The sequence below is a fragment of the Streptomyces sp. NPDC007162 genome (assembly GCF_040634175.1).
Taxonomy (GTDB): domain Bacteria; phylum Actinomycetota; class Actinomycetes; order Streptomycetales; family Streptomycetaceae; genus Streptomyces.
The window spans coordinates 1-3,608 of sequence record NZ_JBEYFC010000729.1; the positions used below are offsets into that span (position 1 = coordinate 1).

Below are 3,608 nucleotides of genomic sequence, written 5' to 3' on the forward strand. Positions count from 1 at the left end.
TCCCCCCCGCGCCCCCCCCCCCCCCGCTCCCCCGCGGGGGCGGGGGTTCCCCCCCCCGCCGGGGCCCCCCCCCCCGGGGCAGGGGCCTGTCACCCCCGGGGCGGGGGCGACGCCTCGGTGCCCGCGTTGCGGAACCGGGCGTCGGGGTGGGCCGGTGCGGGGCCGGTCCCGGCGGCGGACGGGTCGGCGGCGGACGGCTCGGCGGCCTGCGACCGCACGGACACGGCGAGGGCGTTGAACGCATGCTCGTCCGGCCCGGTCCCGGACGTGTCCGGGCCGGAGCCGATCTCCATGGGCTCAGGCCGCTGCCCGTACTGGGCCACCATGTACTCATAGGGCTCGCCGTCGGCGTCGTACATCACCCCGTGCGCGGTGAAGTGCGCCTCGGTGCTCCAGGGGAACATCACCTGCCGCGACTGCGGTTTCCCCGCGCTGAACGACAGGTCCCGGGCCGGAGAGCCCTCGACCCGCACCAGAACCCGGTGCTGCCCGGGCGTGGTGCCGTCGAGCTTGTCGAACACGGCTGCCCTGTCCAGGCCGCCCTGGTAGTACTGCGGGATCACCAACGAGTGCAGCGTGCCGGACGGGTGGCCCGTGAGCTCGCCGCCGGCCAGGTAGCCGATGTACACCGGCGCACCGGCCTCCGGCAGCTCCGCCAGCGCCTCGGCCAGAATCCCCAGGGTTTCGCCGACGGTTTCGCGTACCACATCAGCGAGGGGCTGGGCCATGCCCGTCATCTCCGCAAGGATCTCCCCGAACCTCTCGTCGGCGCGGTCGGTGATGCCCGCGGCCTCCGTGGCCAGCTCCTCGAACTGCGGGTCTTCCGAGAGCAGGTACGGGAAATCCAGCGAGCCGCTGCTCATGGCCTCGTCGATGGTGGCCCTGATCCCGTCGGCCAGACGGTCCTGCCCGGCTGCCGCTGCGCCGCTCTCCGCTTCGAACTGCGCGCGCAGCAGCCGGTGGTCCGGATCGTGGGTCGCGACGTACAGAGCAGTGAGATGCGCGGACAGCAGGCCGTCCAGCGGCGAGCCTGAGTGCCGGGCGGACCAGTCGCGCAAGGCCGCGTGCCGGGCCGCCCAGCTTCCCCCGCCGAGGTAGTCCTCGTCTCCGTCGGCTATCGGGGGCAGGTCGTCGGCGTTCTCCAGTAGCAGGATCGCCTCCCTGAGGCCCTCTGGTACTTCGACGCCGCCGGCCGTCTGCGACGCCAGCCCGGGGAGGTACAGCTGGTGGTGCGGCGGCTCCCAGGTATAGCCATGGGCGGCGATCAGGTCCTCGAGGTCAAAGCCGGCGAAGGGCGACAGCTCGGAGCGCACCCACGCGTACAGGTCCACCGCGTCGCCGAGCAGCACGTCCCTGAGCCGGTCGAGGTTGATTCCCTCGCCGTCCTGGGCCAAAGGGGCCTCGGCGTACTCGCCCAGGACCTCGGCGAGGGTGTGGGTGCCTTTGGACAGCCGCCACCCGATCAGCGTCTTCAGGAGCCAGCGGTCCGCGCCGGAGAATCCACCGGCCGCGTAGGCGTGGAACACCGGCTGCATGCTCGGAAACGGGCCTGTGCGCAGCAGCAGGCCGCGCACCGTGCGCAGTGCGGCCCCGGTGTTGTCGTCATGGACGAGTGTGAACTCCTTGTCCCCGTGAACTCGCCGGGCGGCCTCGCTGATCGCCTCCATCACATCCGAAACCGACGGCGTGTTGCCGGGTATGTTCACCTGGTATCCGCCGGCCGTCAACGCGTCGGCCAGCTGCGTCGCGAAGTTCTCGACGTCCGCGGCCTTGTCGAACGCCTCCCCGATGGCCTTCTCATGCGCCCGGGCCGCCTGTTCCCATTGCGGCGTCCCGTAGCGGTTCCGGTACCGGTCGCCCTGCCCAGCCAGCGGCAGGCGAGCGGTCTGTTCGCCGGGGCCGACGCCGGCCCGGGGCTGGAAGACCTGCCATGCGGGCGGGGGTTCGGTGTCCTTCTCGGTGAGGTAGATCTCTGCCTGCGGATCCGGATCGTTGACGGTGTGCGCGGCGCTCAAAGAAGTCGATCCGACGGTCTTGACGCCATCGGCATGCTCGTCGACGAATTTCTGGGCCACCGATGGCAGGCCGTCGGGACCATATGCGCTGTAGCAGGTGAACACCAGTTGCCGGGTGCCGCGGCCGAGACCGAGCCGCCGCACCAGCTCGGCGCTGCGACGGCCGATCGGTGTGCCGGTGACGAACTTGCGCCCTTCGGGGGTCAGCACGGTGAGGAACCCGGCGCGACCATGCGATGCCCAGATCGTGAACTGCGGTTTGTCACCCGGTTGCCGCAGACCGATGGTCAGCGGCACCGGGAGCGGCCGCCGCTGACCGAAGTCCGGTGGCACATACACGGTTCCCGGCCGCATATCGAGCAGACGGGGAAAGACATCCGAGCGGACTGTCCAGTCGGATCCGGCATAACTGGCCTCGCCGAACAGGATCCCGCCGGGCGTCCTCACCTCGCGGGTGATGATCGGCTCCTGCCACCGCCGTTCGGCGGGCAACACGACCTCCTCGAGAGAGACGAGGGCGTACTCCAGGCCGGTTGCCAGGTCCCGCACGATATCGCGGTCCTTGACCTTGAACGTCGAGGCGCGGGGGTAGACGACCTGGTCGTCGGGGAACCGGGCGAACGGTGCGTATGGATGGGCCTGGCGCGGTTTCTCGACCTTGCGGACCACCAGATGGGCCGCGGCGTGCCGGGGCGCCTTCTCCAAGGCGGCCCTGAGGACGGCGTCGATGCTCGACTTCGCCTGGAACCGCCGCGGCCGCGTGAACGTGCGCCCGCCGGCCGCGTACGCGTGCGACCTCCGTGCCGGTCCCTCTTCCCACTCGTACCACCACACCGGGCCTTCGGCTTCCGGCAGGATCGTCGCCGCCCTGGTGGCCATCTCCGCATGCTGGGCGAGCTCTCTCACCAGGTCGTCGGTCGCCAGGGCGTCGGCCACCTCGTGCAGCCTCGCCGCCGACCGCTGCTCGGGATGGTCGATCAGCTCCTGCACCGCCGGCTCCCGCAGCATCACCAGCGGCAGCTCCGCCGGATCCAGCCCCTGGTCCAGACCTGTGAGCCGGGAGAGGATCTCCTCTCGGAGCCGGTCCCGCCCGGATGCTCCCCCCGCGGTGATGCGATCGTCCATGAGCTCGGCGTCGTCTCCGCCCAGCAGGAACAGCGCCGCCAAGTGGGCGCTCTGGATGTCCTGGCGGGCGCGGCGGTACGTGCGCATCCACCGCCGGAAGGCGTCCCGGCGCCGGAACCAGACGTCGGCTCCCTGGCGAGTGACGGGACTGCCCACGATGCCGTCCGCCACCCCCTTCCCGAGGTCTTCCAGGCTGGGGCCACCGGTGGGGTGCGAACCGACCAGGTTCTCGGCCCACTCGCGGTATGCGGCCTGGTGCGGCAGAGTCCCGAGAGCTGCCTTGAGCGCCGCGTCGCCGGCGAGCGGCCCATCCCGCAGCTGCGCTTCGGGGGCCAGGAGGAAGGGCACGAGGCCGTACAGCTGGGACGCGTCGGCTTCCACGGAGGACACTGTCCGCAGGTCCGGCTCCAGTGGTTGCGCGCCGTCCTTGTCGGCGAGGTCGTGCTGCCGCGCCGGGCTGTCGACGGC

1 protein-coding gene is annotated in these 3,608 nt (G+C 71.4%); it reads right to left on the minus strand.

Features of this window, described 5'->3' with window-relative positions; translation table 11 throughout:
* Positions 1-89: 89 nt before the first annotated feature.
* Positions 90-3,608 (minus strand): hypothetical protein (locus tag ABZ646_RS42925; RefSeq protein WP_360532152.1); only part of this gene is annotated, 3,519 nt, incomplete at its 5' end.